The organism is Serratia sp. A07 (assembly GCF_058725505.1).
On the sequence record NZ_JBZXDO010000002.1, the window covers coordinates 22,136 to 36,991 of the forward strand.

Annotated in this window: 17 protein-coding genes; 13 read left to right on the forward strand and 4 right to left on the reverse strand. The window is 64.9% G+C overall.

Features of this window, described 5'->3' with window-relative positions; translation table 11 throughout:
• Nucleotide 1 precedes the first annotated feature (1 nt).
• From AC4PR2_RS01990 to modC, 7 genes are all read left to right on the forward strand, one after another.
• Nucleotides 2-757, forward strand: a complete 756-nt coding sequence (locus AC4PR2_RS01990) for a class I SAM-dependent methyltransferase (protein WP_060440495.1) — start codon at nt 2-4, stop codon at nt 755-757.
• Between the two features lies 1 nt (nt 758).
• Nucleotides 759-1,784: a FecCD family ABC transporter permease gene (locus tag AC4PR2_RS01995; protein WP_060451378.1), complete on the forward strand. Its 1,026-nt coding sequence runs from the start codon at nt 759-761 to the stop codon at nt 1,782-1,784.
• Entirely contained in the window at nt 1,781-2,569 is a 789-nt protein-coding gene (locus tag AC4PR2_RS02000) for an ABC transporter ATP-binding protein (protein ID WP_443014420.1), read from the forward strand. The genes AC4PR2_RS01995 and AC4PR2_RS02000 overlap by 4 nt, the downstream gene beginning before the upstream one ends.
• 145 nt (nt 2,570-2,714) lie before the next feature.
• A complete protein-coding gene (locus tag AC4PR2_RS02005; protein ID WP_004939813.1) occupies nt 2,715-2,864 on the forward strand; it encodes an AcrZ family multidrug efflux pump-associated protein in 150 nt (49 codons plus the stop codon).
• Nucleotides 2,865-3,022: 158 nt separating this feature from the next.
• Nucleotides 3,023-3,796, forward strand: coding sequence for a molybdate ABC transporter substrate-binding protein (modA, locus tag AC4PR2_RS02010; RefSeq protein ID WP_443014421.1), 774 nt, complete (start codon nt 3,023-3,025; stop codon nt 3,794-3,796).
• Nucleotides 3,793-4,482 (forward strand): molybdate ABC transporter permease subunit, encoded by a 690-nt coding sequence (modB, locus tag AC4PR2_RS02015; protein ID WP_116286915.1) that lies wholly within the window; start codon nt 3,793-3,795, stop codon nt 4,480-4,482. Before modA ends, modB begins: the two co-directional genes overlap by 4 nt.
• Nucleotides 4,483-5,550 (forward strand): molybdenum ABC transporter ATP-binding protein ModC, encoded by a 1,068-nt coding sequence (gene modC, locus AC4PR2_RS02020; protein WP_443014422.1) that lies wholly within the window; start codon nt 4,483-4,485, stop codon nt 5,548-5,550.
• 31 nt (nt 5,551-5,581) lie between these two features.
• Here the strand turns inward: modC and AC4PR2_RS02025 are convergent, their stop codons facing one another.
• Complete coding sequence (locus tag AC4PR2_RS02025) at nt 5,582-6,400, reverse strand: pyridoxal phosphatase (RefSeq protein ID WP_492174902.1); 819 nt, start codon at nt 6,398-6,400, stop codon at nt 5,582-5,584.
• A 178-nt stretch (nt 6,401-6,578) separates the two neighbouring features.
• Here AC4PR2_RS02025 and pgl point away from each other — a divergent pair, with 178 nt between their 5' ends.
• Complete coding sequence (pgl, locus tag AC4PR2_RS02030) at nt 6,579-7,574, forward strand: 6-phosphogluconolactonase (protein ID WP_060423698.1); 996 nt, start codon at nt 6,579-6,581, stop codon at nt 7,572-7,574.
• Nucleotides 7,575-7,641: 67 nt separating this feature from the next.
• On the opposite strand, the gene AC4PR2_RS02035 is transcribed toward pgl, so the two are convergent.
• Nucleotides 7,642-8,124: a kinase inhibitor gene (locus tag AC4PR2_RS02035; RefSeq protein WP_060420913.1), complete on the reverse strand. Its 483-nt coding sequence runs from the start codon at nt 8,122-8,124 to the stop codon at nt 7,642-7,644.
• Between the two features lie 156 nt (nt 8,125-8,280).
• Here AC4PR2_RS02035 and AC4PR2_RS02040 point away from each other — a divergent pair, with 156 nt between their 5' ends.
• Nucleotides 8,281-8,682, forward strand: coding sequence for a YkvA family protein (locus tag AC4PR2_RS02040; protein WP_038870940.1), 402 nt, complete (start codon nt 8,281-8,283; stop codon nt 8,680-8,682).
• A gap of 4 nt (nt 8,683-8,686) precedes the next feature.
• Here the strand turns inward: AC4PR2_RS02040 and bioA are convergent, their stop codons facing one another.
• Entirely contained in the window at nt 8,687-9,961 is a 1,275-nt protein-coding gene (gene bioA, locus AC4PR2_RS02045; protein ID WP_330113357.1) for an adenosylmethionine--8-amino-7-oxononanoate transaminase, read from the reverse strand.
• 88 nt (nt 9,962-10,049) lie between these two features.
• Here bioA and bioB point away from each other — a divergent pair, with 88 nt between their 5' ends.
• The 4 genes from bioB to bioD are packed head-to-tail and all read left to right on the forward strand — an operon-like array spanning nt 10,050 to nt 13,656.
• A complete protein-coding gene (gene bioB / locus AC4PR2_RS02050; protein ID WP_031299723.1) occupies nt 10,050-11,087 on the forward strand; it encodes a biotin synthase BioB in 1,038 nt (345 codons plus the stop codon).
• Nucleotides 11,087-12,238, forward strand: a complete 1,152-nt coding sequence (gene bioF / locus AC4PR2_RS02055) for an 8-amino-7-oxononanoate synthase (RefSeq protein WP_033647125.1) — start codon at nt 11,087-11,089, stop codon at nt 12,236-12,238. The genes bioB and bioF overlap by 1 nt, the downstream gene beginning before the upstream one ends.
• Entirely contained in the window at nt 12,222-12,989 is a 768-nt protein-coding gene (gene bioC / locus AC4PR2_RS02060) for a malonyl-ACP O-methyltransferase BioC (protein WP_060420921.1), read from the forward strand. The genes bioF and bioC overlap by 17 nt, the downstream gene beginning before the upstream one ends.
• Entirely contained in the window at nt 12,982-13,656 is a 675-nt protein-coding gene (gene bioD / locus AC4PR2_RS02065; protein WP_492174863.1) for a dethiobiotin synthase, read from the forward strand. The genes bioC and bioD overlap by 8 nt, the downstream gene beginning before the upstream one ends.
• 26 nt (nt 13,657-13,682) lie before the next feature.
• On the opposite strand, the gene AC4PR2_RS02070 is transcribed toward bioD, so the two are convergent.
• Nucleotides 13,683-14,405, reverse strand: a complete 723-nt coding sequence (locus AC4PR2_RS02070) for an ATP-binding cassette domain-containing protein (RefSeq protein WP_330113359.1) — start codon at nt 14,403-14,405, stop codon at nt 13,683-13,685.
• Between the last annotated feature and the right edge of the window lie 451 nt (nt 14,406-14,856).

The window sequence follows — 14,856 nt, forward strand, 5'->3', positions numbered from 1 at the left end:
TATGACTGCCGTTTCATTCTCTTCGCTGCTGGACTCCTGGGATCGCCAGCAGGCGGCCTACATCGCCGAACGGGAAGCGCGTTTTAACGCCCAGCTGGAGGTGCTGGCGCTGGCCGCCGGCCAGGATTTTCACGTGGTGGATCTGGCCTGCGGCCCGGGATCGCTGAGCCTGCGCATTTTGCAGCGCTTTCCGCAGGCCAGGGTGACCGCCATCGATCTCGATCCGCTGTTGCTGGCGGTGGCGCGCGGTGCGCTGGCGGAGTACGGCGATCGGATCCGCATTCTGCAGGCCGATCTGGCGGATCCGGCCTGTTTTGCCGCGCTGTCCGGCCCCGCGCCACAGGCGGCGGTATCCAGCACGGCGCTGCACTGGCTGATGCCCGAGCAGCAGCTGGCGCTGTACCGCAACGTTGCCGGGCTGCTGGCCGACGGCGGCGTGTTCCTGAACGCCGATCATCAGCGCTATGACCAGCGTCAGCCGCGGCTGAAAGCGTTGGCGGAGCGGCACGACGAGCAGACCCAACAGCGCGCCTGGGACAACGGCGTCGAGGATTGGGATCGCTGGTTTGCGGGCGCGCTGCAATCGCCGACGCTGGCCGCTTATCAGGCCGAGCGTGAAGCGCTGTTCGCCGGCCGCCCGGTGCCGCCGCCGACGCCGGTGGATTTCCAGCTCGCGGCGCTTAGACAAGCCGGTTTCAGCGAGGCGGGGACGGTGTGGCAGCTGTTGGACGACTATGTGATCGCAGGCTGGAAATAGCATGATCCGGCGGTTACTGCCCGGCCGTGAGGCCGGCTGGCTGCTGTTGCTGGCGGCGGCGTTGCCGCTGGTCCTGCTGGGCGCCACCCTGTCGGGGCCTGCGCCGATCGCGTGGCACGACGCCTGGCGCATCGTATTCGGCGTCAGCGGCAGTGCGGCGACCGACGCCGAGGTGTATCAGCGCATCATCTGGTCGCTGCGGATGCCGCGCGCGCTGTTGGCGGCGCTGGCCGGCGCCGGGCTGGCGTTGGCGGGCACCGTGCTGCAGTCGCTGACCCGCAACCCGCTGGCCGATCCCTGGGTGCTGGGCATCTCCTCCGGCGCCGGCGTGGGGGCGGTAACGGTATTGGTATTGGGGCTGGGGGGCGGCCTGCTGTCAGTGTCCGGCGGCGCGTTTATCGGCGCGCTGGGAGCATTTGCGTTGGTGATGCTGCTGGCCGGGCGTTCGCTGCAGGGGGAGTCCACGCTGTTTATTCTGGCCGGGGTGGCGGTGACGCAGCTGCTTTCTGCGTTGACTTCGCTGATCACCCTCTGGCAGGCGGACGCCAACGCCACGCGCGGCGTGATGTTCTGGCTGCTGGGATCGTTCAGCGATGCGCGCTGGCCGCAGGTCGGGCTGTGCGGGCTGGCGCTGGCGGCGGCGCTGCTGCTTTGTTGGCTGCGGGCGGGTGAGCTGGACGCGCTGGCGTTCGGCGGCGTGACCGCCGCTTCGTTGGGGGTGGCGGTGGCTCCGCTGAAGCTGCTGCTGTATGTGGTGACCACCGCGCTGACGGCGGCGATCGTCGCGTTCAGCGGCGCGGTGGGATTTATCGGGCTGACGGTGCCGCATGTCGCCCGGCGGCTGGTCGGCTCGCGGCATCGGCTGCTGTTGCCGGCCAGCGCGCTGTGCGGCGCGCTGTTCGCCGTGGCGGCGGACACGCTGGCCAGAACGCTGTTTGCCCCGCGCGAGCTGCCGGTCGGCGTGCTGACGGCGCTGCTGGGGGTGCCGGTATTCCTGCTGTTGCTGTATCGGAAGGTCAATGCATGACGATTGAAAAAGCGCGATCCGGCCTGCGCGCCGAAGCGGTGAGCTGGCGAGCGGGCGAACGCACGGTGCTGGAAAATCTGGATTTCTGCGCCTTGCCCGGTGAGGTCACCGGCGTGCTCGGCGTCAACGGCAGCGGTAAATCTACGTTGCTCAAGCTGCTGGCCGGGTTGCAGCCTGCCGCCGGGGGCCGCGTTTGGCTGGAAGGGCGCGAAATTACTGCGTTTTCCGGGCGGGAGCGCGCCAGGCGCATCGCCTTTCTCGAGCAATCCGCCCCCGGCGCCTTCGCGCTGCCGGTGAAGGAGGCGGTGCTGCTGGGGCGCCTGGCCCATATCGGCCGCTGGCGCGGTTTCGGCCCCGAAGATCGCCGTCTCGCCGGGCAGGCGATGGAGCAAGTGGGCATCAGCCACCTGGCCGATCGCGATTGGCAGCGGCTGTCCGGCGGCGAACGGCAGCGGGTGCACCTGGCGCGCGCGTTGGCGCAGCAAACGCCGTGGCTGCTGCTGGATGAGCCCGCCAACCATCTGGATATCGCCCATCAGCAGCAGTTTATGGCCTTGCTGCGGCGGCTGAAGCTCAGCGTGGTGGTAACGCTGCACGATCTGAATCTGGCCGCCTGCTATTGCGATCGGGTGGCGCTGCTGCAGCGGGGCAGGGTCTGTGCGGCAGGTGCGCCGCGGCAGGCGCTGACGCCGGAGAACATTCGCGCGGTGTACGGGGTGGAGGCCCGGCTGGCGGCGCCCGCCGGCTATGCGCCGCCGCTGATCTATTACCCCGCCTCGGCATGAGCCCGGTGGAAAGGGCACGTTTAGCCGATCACAATTTCGCCCCGCTGGCTAAAATAACTCCGGTTTTACCGATTTTTTGGGTTAGAATAACCCGATATGCGGTGAAAGGCATTTGCTGCTCAATGGGCAGTTAAGCGAGGCTATCATGTTGGAATTATTGAAAAGTCTGTTGTTTGCCGTGGTCATGGTGCCGGTGGTCATGGCGCTGATCCTCGGCCTGATCTACGGTTTTGGCGAAGTGTTCAACGTCTTCTCCAAAGTGGGCCGTTCGAAAGAAAATCGCACCCAGCACTGACCGTTCCCCATCCTGATACCCGCCGGCATCGCCCGGCGGGCATTCCTCAAGTTATCTCACGCTTTGCCGATAAACCGCATGACAAGCTTTCGCGCAACGTTATATTATTTTTTATATAACGAAGAGTGATAATGCACGTTAACTTGCGGAGAAAAACAATGAAACAGCAATGGACCAAATGGGTTGGCGGGATCGTGTTGGCATCGGGCCTGGTGGCACAGGCTTCGGCGGCGGAAAAGATCACCGTGTTCGCCGCCGCGTCGCTGACCAACGCGCTGCAGGACATCGCCACCCAGTATCAAAAAGGCAAGGATGTGCAGGTGGTTTCCTCCTTTGCGTCCTCTTCGACGCTGGCGCGCCAAATTGAGCAGGGCGCCCCGGCCGATCTGTTCATCTCCGCCGATCAACAGTGGATGGATTACGCCATCGACAAGCAGCAGATGGTGAAAGACACCCGCTATACGCTGCTGGGCAACGAACTGGTGCTGATCGCCGCCAAGAGCGATATGCAAGATAAGATCGCCATCGACAAGCAGACCGACTGGACCAAGCTGCTCAACGGCGGCCGTCTGGCGGTGGGCGATCCGGATCACGTGCCGGCCGGCATCTACGCCAAAGAGGCGCTGGAACACCTGGGCGCCTGGAGCGCGCTGGAGCCGAAACTGGCGCGCGCCAACAACGTGCGCAGCGCGATGGCGCTGGTGGAGCGCGGTGAAGCGCCGCTCGGCATCGTCTACGGCTCCGACGCGGTCGCCAGCGACAAGGTGAAAGTGGTGGGCGTATTCCCGGAAGACAGCCACAAACCGGTTGAATATCCGATGGCGATTGTGAAAGATCGTCAAAATCCGACGGTCAGCGCTTTCTATACCTATCTGAAGGGCCCGGAAGCGGCCGCTATTTTTGAACATTATGGATTCACCCCGCGTAAATGATTCTGAGTGAGTACGAGTGGCAGGCGGTTGAGCTGAGCCTGAAAGTCTCCGGTTTGGCGGTGGTCTGCAGCCTGCCGTTCGGCATTCTGATGGCCTGGGTGCTGGTGCGTTGCCGCTTTCCCGGCAAGGCGCTGCTGGACGGCGTCATTCACCTGCCCCTGGTGCTGCCGCCGGTGGTGGTCGGCTATTTGCTGCTGATCGCCATGGGGCGGCGCGGCGTCATCGGCGAGTGGCTGTACGACTGGTTCGGCTTCAGCTTCAGCTTTAGCTGGCGCGGCGCCGCGCTGGCATCGGCGGTGGTGGCGTTTCCGCTGATGGTGCGCGCCATCCGGCTGGCGCTGGAAGCGGTGGATATCCGGCTGGAGCAGGCGGCGCGCACGCTGGGCGCCAACCCGTGGCGGGTGTTTTTCACCATCACGCTGCCGCTGTCGTTGCCCGGCGTCATTGTCGGCGTGGTGCTGGCCTTCGCCCGCTCGCTGGGGGAGTTCGGCGCCACCATCACCTTCGTCTCCAACATTCCCGGTGAAACCCGCACCATTCCGCTGGCGATGTATACGCTGATCGAAACGCCGGGGGCGGAAGCCGCCGCCGCGCGGCTGTGCGTGATCGCCATCGTGCTGTCGCTGGCTTCGCTGATGGTGTCCGAATGGCTGGCCCGCTGGGGCCGCAAACGGATGGGGGTGTAAATGCTGGAGCTGGATTTCTCGCAGCAGCTGGGCGACCTTAATCTCAACGTTCGCGCCGATTTGCCGGCGCAGGGCATCACCGCGATTTTCGGCCTGTCCGGCGCGGGCAAAACTTCCCTGATCAACGCCATCGGTGGCCTGACCCGTTTGCAGCAGGGGCGCATCGCGCTCAATGGCCGCACGCTGGTGGATACCGCCGCGGGCCTTTGCCTGCCGCCGGAAAAGCGCCGTATCGGCTACGTGTTTCAGGATGCACGGCTGTTCCCGCACTATCGGGTGCGCGGCAACCTGCAGTACGGCATGGCGGCCGGCATGCGCGCACAGTTCAACACTATCGTCGAGCTGCTGGGCATCGGGCCGTTGCTCAATCGGCTGCCGCTGACGCTCTCCGGCGGTGAAAAACAGCGGGTGGCGATCGGCCGCGCGCTGCTGACCGCGCCGGAACTGCTGCTGATGGACGAGCCGCTGGCCTCGCTCGATCTGCCGCGCAAACGCGAGCTGCTGCCGTATCTGGAGCGGTTGGCGCAGGACGTCAACATCCCCATCCTCTACGTCAGCCATAGCCTGGACGAGATCCTGCGCCTGGCCGAGCAGGTGATGGTGCTGGATCGCGGCGAGGTGCGTGCGTTCGGCGGGCTGGAAGCCGTCTGGGCCAGCAGCGCGCTGCGGCCGTGGCTGCAGCGTGAAGATCAGAGCAGCGTGCTGCGCGTCAGCGTGATTGAGCATCATCAGCGCTATGCCATGACCGCGCTGGCGCTCGGCGATCAAAGGCTGTGGGTCAGCGGTATCGACGCCGAACTGGGCACCCAGCTGCGCATTCGCATCAACGCCGCCGACGTCTCGCTGGTGCTGCAGCTGCCGGTCAACAGCAGCATTCGCAACGTGTTGCCGGCCAAGGTAAGCGAGTGTCTGGACGTGGACGGGCAGGTGGAAGTGAAGCTGGCGGTCGGGGAACACGTGCTGTGGGCGCGGATCACGCCGTGGGCGCGAGACGAACTGGCGATCCGCCCCGGGCAGTGGCTGTACGCGCAGGTGAAGAGCGTGTCGATCAGCCGCGAGAGCCGCTAAGACAGGCCCTCCCGGCGGGAGGGCGAAAAGATTACAGTACGCGGGTGCGGATCACCTCGGCGATGCCCGGCTGCAGGTTATCGGCGATCACCAGATCGGCGCGTTCCTTGATCGCGTCATCGGCGTTGCCCATCGCCACGCCCAACCCGACCGCTTCCAGCATGCTGATGTCGTTGTAGTTGTCGCCGAATGCCACCACCTGATCCATGCTCAGCCCCTGCGACTCCACCCATTGGCGCAGGCGCTTGCCTTTGCTGTTGCCGCCTTTGGCGATATCCACCTGATCGCGCCAGGACCATTCGCATGCCAGCCCCAGCTCTTTCTCCACCGTGTCGGCAAACTCGCGCAGCGCCAGGGTATCGGCGTGCGAGGTGGCGAATTTCCAGATCGCCTGCGCGTCGTCGGCCGCCTGCGCCAGGCTGCCGACCTGCAGCAGCGTTGGGCGCTGCGCTACCGGCAGGGTTTCGGCCCAGGCCAGCGAGCGGGTCACGTGGCCGCTCGGCTCCTGGTAGAGCATGGCGTCGTCAACATACATCAGCCCGTGAATGTCGGTCTGTTTGAGCATCTGCAGCACCTGCTTGGCCTGATCTTTCGCCAGAGGATCGGCCGCCAGCACCTTCTTCTGCTGAAAATCATACAGGTAGGTGCCGTTGCAGCAGATGGCCGGGGTGTCTATCTGCAGCGCCTGGTAGAACGGATGGATAGCGACGTGGTGGCGGCCGGTGACCACCACCACCTGGATGCCGGCGGCGCGCGCCTGCGCCAGCGCTTCCAGCGACTGCGGTAAGATGCGTTTTTGGTTGTCCAGCAGGGTGCCGTCAAGATCGAGGGCGATGACGCGGTAGCTCATAGGGTTCTCGTTATCGTTAGCCATAAAATTAATCCGATGGTACACCGGATAGCCAACGGAGAAAACCGCGTGAGCTTCCGGTGCTAAGCGGGGTTGCCATGCGACGGATGTGCGGTAAGCTAGGGGCAATCGAACGGCCTGAAACCGGTTCCTCTTTTACCCTTTGCAAGGAGAACACATGAAGCAAATCGTTTATGTCGCCAGCCCGGAGAGCCAGCAGATCCACGTTTGGCAGTTGGACGATGCCGGCGCGCTGGCGCTGCTGCAAACCGTTGATGTGCCGGGCCAGGTGCAGCCGATGACCCTTCATCCGGACAAGACCCACCTGTACGTCGGCGTACGTCCGGCGTTCGGCATCGTCAGCTATCGCATCGAGGCGGACGGCACGCTGCAGCAGGCCGGCATGGCGCCGCTGCCGGGCAGCCCGACCCATATCTCCACCGATTTGCAGGGGCGTTACCTGTTCTCCGCCTCCTACAGCGGCAACTGCGCCAGCATCAGCCCGATCGGCCACGACGGCGTGGTGACGGCGCCTATTCAGCAGATCGACGGCCTGACCGCGCCGCACTCGGCGAATATCGATCCGACCAACCAGCTGGTGCTGGTGCCTTGCCTGAAAGAAGACCGCATCCGCCTGTTCAACCTGAGCCTGGCGGGCCAGCTGACGCCACACGCGCAGGAAGCGGTGGCGACCGCCGCCGGCGCCGGGCCGCGTCATATGGCGTTCCACCACAACGACAAGTTCGCCTACTGCGTCAATGAGCTGGACGGTACGGTGGACGTGCTGGCCATCTCGGAAAACGGCGGCCACTACACCGTGACGCAGACGCTGGACATCATGCCGGCCGACTTCGACGGCACCCGCTGGGCGGCGGACATTCATATCACGCCGAACGGCCGCTTCCTGTACACCAGCGATCGCACCGCCAGCATTCTGACCATCTTCAGCGTTTCCGAAGACGGCGGCACGCTGAGCGTGGTCGGCTATCACCCGACCGAAGCGCAGCCGCGCGGTTTCAATATCGATCACAGCGGCCGCTTCGTGATTTCGTCCGGCCAGAAATCCGATCACATCGCGGTGCATGAGATTGATCAGCGCAGCGGTGAGCTGACCACGCTGGCGCGTTATCCGGTGGGCAAAGGCCCGATGTGGGTGAGCGTGCTGGCGAAGTAATTCGGCGGTCAGACGAGTATGGAAAAAGCGCGGTTCGGTTGAATCGCGCTTTTTTATTGGCGGGGGATCAGTTGAACGTCACCGTCAGCGTGGCGCTGCCGAGGCTGTGGAAATGGACGTTAAAGCCCACCAGCGCGCCGCTGGATCCCTCATCCACTTCGATACGCTCCACGTCCAGCGCATGCACGGTGAACTGGTAGCGGTGGCTCTCGCCCTCTGGCGGCGCCGCGCCGCCGTAGCCAGCCGAGCCGAAGTCGGTGCGGGTCTGCAGTGCGCCGGCGGGCAGCGGCGCTTTGCCGGAGCCCGCGCCCTGCGGCAGCTCGCGTACGTCGGCGGGAATGTTGGCCACGATCCAGTGCCACCAGCCGGAGCCGGTCGGGGCATCGGGATCGTAAACGGCGATTACGAAGCTCTTGGTGCCGGCCGGCACGCCGTCCCAGGCCAGGTGGGGCGACAGGTTATCGCCGTGGTAGCCCATGCCGTTGAAGACCTGCGCCTGCGGCAGCTTGCCGCCGTCCTGCAGATCGTTGCTGTACAAACGAAAAGCCATAGTGACTCCCAGTTGTCGGTAAACGCGGACCCTTAAGCTAGATCGTTTCGCCGTGACAATACAAGTGGGATTGCCATTCGCCAACGGCGGCACGGATCGGTTACCATGGCCGCATCTTCCTTCCTACAGACCGCCGGATAGCCAAACAACGCCACCATGATCTCACTGAAAAAACGCACGCCGTGGTTCGGCTGGCTGCGCCGTTGGGCCAAAAGCATCAAGCGCGATATTTACGCGCTGTGGCTGGCCGCCCGTGATAAGCGCACCCCGTGGTACGCCAAACTGATCGCGCTGCTGGTGGCCGGCTATGCGATCTCGCCGATCGATCTGATCCCGGACTTCATTCCGGTGCTGGGCTATCTGGATGACGTCATCATCGTGCCGTTGGGCATTATGCTGGCGGTGCGCCTGATCCCCAAGCCGCTGATGGCCGAGCTGCGCGAGAAGGCGCAAAAGCGCGTCGATAACCCCACCGGCCGCATGGCGGCAGCGATGATCATTTTACTTTGGCTGCTGTGTCTGGGATTGCTGGCCCGCTATCTGGACCAGCATTGGTAAGGCATTAACGCGCGGCGGCGGCGACGGCGGCGGTCAGGCGGCTGAGCTGTTCCGCTTCGATGATGTAAGGCGGCATCAGGTAAATCAGCTTGCCGAACGGCCGGATCCACACCCCGCGTTCGACGAATCCGCGCTGCAGCTCGGCGACGTCCACCGGTTCACGCATCTCCACCACCCCAATCGCGCCCAGCACCCGCACGTCCGCCACCTTCGGCAGCGCCGTGAGCGGCAGCAGTTCCTGTTTCAGCTGGGCTTCGATGGCGCTCACCTGCACCTGCCAGCGATTTTCCGACAGCAGCGCCAGGCTGGCGTCCGCCACCGCGCAGGCCAGCGGGTTGCCCATAAAGGTTGGGCCGTGCATAAAGCAGCCGGCCGCGCCGTTGCTGATGGTCTCCGCCACGTGGCGGGTGGTCAGGGTGGCGGACAGCGTCATGTAGCCGCCGGTCAGCGCCTTGCCCAGGCAGAGAATGTCCGGCACCACCTGTGCGTGCTCGCAGGCGAACAGCTTGCCGGTGCGGCCGAAGCCGGTGGCGATCTCGTCGGCGATCAGCAGCACCTGATGGCGATCGCACAGCTCGCGCACCCGCTTGAGGTAGGTCGGGTGGTAGATACGCATGCCGCCGGCGCCTTGCACCACCGGTTCCAGGATTACCGCCGCCACTTCACCGGCGTGCTGCTCCAGCAACGCGGCGAACGGCGCGATGTCCTCTTCGCGCCATTCCTCATCGAAGCGGCACTGCGGCGCGGTGGCGAACAGGTGCGGCGCCAGGTAGCCCTGATAGAGGCTGTGCATCGAGTTGTCCGGATCGCAGACCGACATCGCGCCGAAGGTATCGCCGTGATAGCCGTGGCGCAGCGTCAGGATGCGCTGCCGCCGCTCACCGCGCGCCTGCCAGTACTGCAGCGCCATCTTCAGCGACACTTCCACCGCCACCGAACCGGAATCCGCCAGGAACACGCACTGCAGCGCTTCCGGCGTCATCGCCACTAACCGGCGGCACAGCGAGATGGCGGCCGGATGGGTAATACCGCCGAACATCACGTGCGACATCTTCTCCAGCTGCCGGCTGGCGGCCTGATTCAGGTGCGGATGGTTGTAACCGTGGATCGCCGCCCACCAGGAGGACATACCGTCCACCAGACGCCGGCCGTCCGCCAGCTGCAGCTCGACGCCGCTGGCCGACTCGATCGGGTAACAGGGTAACGGGCGGCTCATGGAGGTGTAGGGGTGCCAGATATGACGTTGGTCAAACGCCAGGTCGGAAGCGGTCACAGACATACTTGTAAACCAAATTGAATTAAGATTGGTTGACAGTATATCCACAATATTTAAACTGGCGACACTTTTTCGTTTTGGAGACGCCATGATGGCCGATCGCATTCACTGGACAGTAGGGCAAGCCCAGGCCCTGTTTGATAAACCTCTGCTTGAACTGCTGTTCGAAGCGCAAACCGTACACCGCCAGCACTTTGACCCGCGTCAGGTGCAGGTCAGCACGCTGCTGTCGATCAAGACCGGCGCTTGCCCGGAAGACTGCAAATACTGCCCGCAAAGCTCGCGCTACAAGACCGGCCTGGAGTCGGAGCGGTTGATGCAGGTCGAACAGGTACTGGAATCGGCGCGCAAGGCCAAGGCAAACGGCTCGACCCGTTTTTGCATGGGCGCGGCGTGGAAGAACCCGCACGAGCGCGATATGCCTTATCTGCAGCAGATGGTGCAGGGCGTGAAAGCGATGGGCATGGAAACCTGCATGACGCTGGGCACGCTTGACGGCACTCAGGCCGAGCGGCTGGCGGAAGCCGGGTTGGATTATTACAACCATAACCTCGATACCTCGCCGGAGTTTTACGGCAGCATCATCACCACCCGCAGCTACCAGGAACGCCTGGATACGCTCGACAAAGTGCGCGACGCCGGCATCAAAGTATGCTCCGGCGGCATCGTCGGGCTGGGTGAAACGGTGCGCGACCGCGCCGGGCTGCTGGTGCAGCTGGCCAACCTGCCGAAGCCGCCGGAGAGTGTGCCGATCAACATGTTGGTGAAGGTAAAAGGCACGCCGCTGGCGGATAATGATGACGTCGATCCGTTCGACTTTATCCGGACCATCGCGGTGGCGCGCATCATGATGCCGTCTTCTTATGTCCGCCTCTCCGCCGGCCGTGAACAGATGAACGAACAGACGCAGGCGATGTGCTTTATGGCCGGCGCCAACTCGATCTTCTATGGCTGCAAGCTGCTGACCACGCCGAACCCGGAAGAAGACAAGGATCTACAGCTGTTCCGCAAGCTGGGGCTGAACCCGCAGCAGACCGCCACCGAACACGGCGACAACCAGCAACAGCAGGTGCTGGCTAAGCAGCTGCTGAACGCCGATACCGCCGAGTTTTACAACGCGGCGCCGTGATGAGCTGGCAACAACGCATCGAGCAGGCGCTGGCAGAGCGGCGCCTGAACGCCGCCTACCGTCGGCGACAGACCACCGAGGGCGGCAACGGCCGCCAGATCCGACTCGGCGATCGTCTCTACCTGAACTTCTCCGGCAACGACTACCTGGGGCTGAGCCAGGATGCGCGGGTGATCGCTGCCTGGCAGCAGGGCGCGCAGCGTTACGGCGTCGGCAGCGGCGGGTCGGGCCACGTCACCGGCTTTAGCGCGGCGCATCAGGCGCTGGAGGAGCAACTGGCGGCGTGGCTCGGCTATCCGCGCGCGCTGCTGTTCATCTCCGGTTACGCCGCCAACCAGGCGGTGCTGGCGGCGTTGATGCAGAAAGGCGATCGCATTTTAGCCGATCGCCTCAGCCACGCCTCGCTGTTGGAGGCGGCGGCGCAATCGCCGGCCGAGCTGCGCCGCTTCCAGCACAATCAGCCGCAGGCGCTGGCGGATCTGCTGGCCAAACCCTGCGACGGGCAGCGGCTGGCGGTGACCGAAGGGGTGTTCAGCATGGACGGCGACGGCGCACCGTTGGCGGAACTGCATCGCTTAACCCGCGCGGCGGGCGCCTGGCTGATGGTGGACGATGCCCACGGCGTCGGCGTGCGCGGCGAGCAAGGCCGCGGCAGCTGCTGGCAGCAGGGCGTGCGCCCTGAACTGCTGGTGGCGACCTTCGGCAAGGCGTTCGGCGTCAGCGGCGCGGCGGTGCTGTGCGATGAGGCGACCGCCGAGTATCTGCTGCAGTTCGCCCGCCATCTGATCTACAGCACCGCGATGCCGCCGGCGCAGGCCTGTGCGCTGCAGGCGGCGCTGGCCTGCATTCGAGAGGGCGATGAACTGCGCGCCCGGCTGCAGGACAACATTCGGCGTTTCCGCCAGGGCGCGGCGCCGCTGGCGCTAACCCTGACGGATTCCGATACCGCCATCCAGCCGCTGCTGGTGGGGGACAATCAACGCGCGCTCGATCTGGCGACCCGCCTGCGCGAGCGCGGGCTGTGGGTGAGCGCCATCCGCCCACCGACGGTGCCGCCGGGCGGCGCGCGGCTGCGCATCACCCTGACGGCGGCGCATCAGCCGCAGGACATCGATCGCCTGCTGGAGGTATTGCATGACGTCAGCCAATGACGCGGTGAACAAACAGGCGGTCGCTTCGGCCTTCAGCCGCGCCGCCGGCAGCTACGACGCCGCCGCCGCGCTGCAGCGAGACGTTGGCGAGCGCTTACTGGGGATGGGGAGTGCCCATCCGGGCGAACGGCTGCTGGATGCCGGCTGCGGCACCGGCTATTTCAGCCGCCTGTGGCGCGAGCGCGGCAAGCAGGTGACCGCGCTCGATCTGGCGCCGGGCATGCTGGACGTCGCCCGTCAACGGCAGGCGGCGCACCATTATCTGCTGGGCGATATCGAACAGGTGCCGCTGCCCGATGCGGCGATGGACATCTGTTTCAGCAGCCTGGTGGTGCAATGGTGCAGCGATCTGCCCGCCGCGCTGGCGGAGCTGTATCGCGTGACCCGCCCCGGCGGCGTAATTCTGTTTTCCACGCTGGCGGCGGGATCGCTGCAGGAACTGGGGGACGCCTGGCAACAGGTGGATGGCGAGCGCCACGTGAACGCTTTCCTGCCGCTGGCGCAGATCCGCGCCGCCTGTGCTGACTATCGGCACGAGCTGGTCACGGAGCTGCGCACCCTGAACTACCCGGACGTGATGACGCTGATGCGTTCGCTCAAGGGCATCGGGGCCACGCACCTGCATCAGGGGCGCGAGGGCGGCCTGATGTCGCGTGGCCGTCTCGCCGCGCTGCAGGCGGCTTACCCGTGCCGGCAGGGGCAGTTCCCACTCAGCTATCATCTGGTTTATGGAGTGATTTATCGTGATTAAACGTTGGTTCGTGACCGGCACCGACACCGAAGTCGGTAAAACCGTCGCCAGCAGCGCCTTGCTGCAGGCCGCCAACCGGGCGGGCTACCGCAGCGCCGGTTATAAGCCGGTGGCTTCCGGCAGCGAGATGACCGCCGAGGGGCTGCGCAACGGCGACGCGCTGGCGCTGCAGGCCAACAGCGGCGTGGCGCTCCGCTACGACGAAGTCAACCCTTACGTTTTTGCCGAACCGACCTCGCCGCATATCGTCAGCGACGATGAAGGCCGGCCGATCGAGGCGGCGCAGCTGTCCGACGGCCTGCGCCGGTTGGAGCAGCGCGCCGACTGGGTGCTGGTCGAGGGCGCGGGCGGGTGGTTTACCCCGCTGTCGGCGCAGTACACCTTCGCCGACTGGGTGCAGCAGGAGCAACTGCCGGTGATCCTGGTGGTGGGCATTAAACTGGGCTGCATCAACCACGCGGTGCTGACGGCGCAGGCGGTGCAACAGGCGGGGCTGACGCTGGCCGGTTGGATCGCCAACGACGTGCCGCCGCCGGGGCGACGGCATCAGGAATACCTGGCCACGCTGCGCCGCATGCTGCCGGCGCCGCTGCTGGGCGAAATCCCGCACCTGCCGCAGGCCGAGCGGGCGCCGCTGGGGCAGTATCTGGATATCAGCCTGCTATAAACCCTCCATGAGGGAGGCTTTCTCCCTCATTCTCCTTCCTGGCGCGCCAGCCCGGCGCCGATCAACGCCTCATCCAGCTGCGCCAGTGCGCCGTGCGCCACCGAGCGCCCGCTGTCCAACAGGCAGAAGCGGTCCGCCACCCGGCGCACGAACGGCAGCTGATGCTCCACCAGTAAAATGGTCATGCCCAATTCGCGGTTGAGCCTGCGGATCACGTTGCCGATGTCGGTAGCTATCGAGGGGGGGACGCCCGCCGTCGGTTCGTCGAGGATCAGCAGCGCCGGCTCCTGGGCCAGCGCCCGACCAATCGCCAGCTGGCGTTGGGCGCCCACGCAAAGATCGCCGGCGCGGCGCGCGCGCATCTGGCGCAAATGGGGAAACAGGCTGTAGATCAGCGGCGGAATGCGGCGAGGGGCGCCGCGCCCGGCCATTTGCGCCACCTGCAGATTTTCCTCCACGCTCAGCTGCGAAAAAAGCTGCCGCCCCTGGGGCACGTGGCTGATGCCCAGCGCGGCGCGGCGCTCCATCGGCTGTAGCAACAGGTTTTGCGGCGGCTGATCCGCCGGCTGCCAGGTCATGCTGCCGCTCACCACCGGCACATGCCCCATAATGCAGTTGACCAGCGTGGTCTTGCCCACGCCGTTGCGGCCGAGCAGCACGGTGCACTGGCCGCGCGGCAGCTCTAGGTTGATGTCCCACAGGGTGTGGTTCTGCCCGTAAAATTGATTGACCGATCTCAGGCTCAGCATTTGGCATTCTCCTCATAGACGCCCGTTTCACTCGTTGGCGGGGACTGCAAAGGCCGCATGCGCGGCGAATTTCCCGAGTGTGGCAATGTCTGGAACAAAATGCCGTCCGTCTAATGAGCCAGAGCAAGGTCTGCGGTAGACGGAATGACAGTCAATATGTCGTTAAAAACGACGCTTGTGACGACTTGGTGTCGTTCTTGCGCTTTTACGGGCGATAGCGCCGCGGAGATTACGCGTCGCGGAAGGCAGCGCATCATGCTGTCGCACCGCGTTTATACGCAGGAAGATAAAGCAACTCTCAGGCCAGTTTTGCCGCCGGGTGAAAACGGGGATTGTTATCGCCTTGTTAACCACGCGTCAGGCCTGACAGGCGCTGCCGTGGCGGCCCGAAAATACGCGGGGAAGTTAACCCGGACGTTTTTTGCACTCTTGTGGTGCTCTTTGGTCAGGG

What these genes read in the sequence shown, in the direction of transcription:
- modB (WP_116286915.1), top strand. Translation starts at nt 3,793, where the DNA reads ATGATTCTGAGTGAGTACGAGTGGCAGGCGGTTGAGCTGAGCCTGAAA.
- bioC (WP_060420921.1), top strand. Translation starts at nt 12,222, where the DNA reads ATGACGTCAGCCAATGACGCGGTGAACAAACAGGCGGTCGCTTCGGCC.
- modA (WP_443014421.1), top strand. Translation starts at nt 3,023, where the DNA reads ATGAAACAGCAATGGACCAAATGGGTTGGCGGGATCGTGTTGGCATCG.
- AC4PR2_RS02035 (WP_060420913.1), bottom strand. Translation starts at nt 8,124, where the DNA reads ATGGCTTTTCGTTTGTACAGCAACGATCTGCAGGACGGCGGCAAGCTG.
- modC (WP_443014422.1), top strand. Translation starts at nt 4,483, where the DNA reads ATGCTGGAGCTGGATTTCTCGCAGCAGCTGGGCGACCTTAATCTCAAC.
- AC4PR2_RS02070 (WP_330113359.1), bottom strand. Translation starts at nt 14,405, where the DNA reads ATGCTGAGCCTGAGATCGGTCAATCAATTTTACGGGCAGAACCACACC.
- AC4PR2_RS02040 (WP_038870940.1), top strand. Translation starts at nt 8,281, where the DNA reads ATGATCTCACTGAAAAAACGCACGCCGTGGTTCGGCTGGCTGCGCCGT.
- AC4PR2_RS01995 (WP_060451378.1), top strand. Translation starts at nt 759, where the DNA reads ATGATCCGGCGGTTACTGCCCGGCCGTGAGGCCGGCTGGCTGCTGTTG.
- AC4PR2_RS02025 (WP_492174902.1), bottom strand. Translation starts at nt 6,400, where the DNA reads ATGAGCTACCGCGTCATCGCCCTCGATCTTGACGGCACCCTGCTGGAC.
- AC4PR2_RS02000 (WP_443014420.1), top strand. Translation starts at nt 1,781, where the DNA reads ATGACGATTGAAAAAGCGCGATCCGGCCTGCGCGCCGAAGCGGTGAGC.
- AC4PR2_RS01990 (WP_060440495.1), top strand. Translation starts at nt 2, where the DNA reads ATGACTGCCGTTTCATTCTCTTCGCTGCTGGACTCCTGGGATCGCCAG.
- bioF (WP_033647125.1), top strand. Translation starts at nt 11,087, where the DNA reads ATGAGCTGGCAACAACGCATCGAGCAGGCGCTGGCAGAGCGGCGCCTG.
- AC4PR2_RS02005 (WP_004939813.1), top strand. Translation starts at nt 2,715, where the DNA reads ATGTTGGAATTATTGAAAAGTCTGTTGTTTGCCGTGGTCATGGTGCCG.
- bioA (WP_330113357.1), bottom strand. Translation starts at nt 9,961, where the DNA reads ATGTCTGTGACCGCTTCCGACCTGGCGTTTGACCAACGTCATATCTGG.
- bioB (WP_031299723.1), top strand. Translation starts at nt 10,050, where the DNA reads ATGGCCGATCGCATTCACTGGACAGTAGGGCAAGCCCAGGCCCTGTTT.
- pgl (WP_060423698.1), top strand. Translation starts at nt 6,579, where the DNA reads ATGAAGCAAATCGTTTATGTCGCCAGCCCGGAGAGCCAGCAGATCCAC.